Here is a 308-nt window from a genome sequence, read left to right as displayed (position 1 = left end):
GGGGGATTAGCTCAGCTGGGAGAGCACCTGCTTTGCAAGCAGGGGGTCGTCGGTTCGATCCCGTCATCCTCCACCAAGAGTTCAAATGTAAGGGTAAGCCCTTTAGATTTGATCTTTTAGAGATCAAGTGCTGTACGTTCTTTAACAATCTGGAAGAAGTAAGTAAATTTTTATGTACCCATGCGGGGAACCGCGTGGGTGGGTAATGATTGTATGTATCAACAAACGCAACAACGTAGTACTTCTTATTCCTATAAACGCTCCTTGCTAGTCGCAGGGGCTAACGTTATAGGGACAAGTGAATAAGT

1 tRNA gene is annotated in these 308 nt (G+C 45.5%); it reads left to right on the top strand.

The annotated features are described in order from the left end of the window. Window positions 1-76: transfer RNA gene (locus KVP70_RS33585), tRNA-Ala, on the top strand. The last annotated feature ends 232 nt before the right edge of the window (window positions 77-308 follow it).

This window comes from Duganella violaceipulchra (assembly GCF_019166075.1).
Classification (GTDB): domain Bacteria; phylum Pseudomonadota; class Gammaproteobacteria; order Burkholderiales; family Burkholderiaceae_D; genus Rugamonas; species Rugamonas violaceipulchra.
Note: the sequence above shows the minus strand (reverse complement) of the source record. Positions and strands in the feature narration are given on the sequence as shown.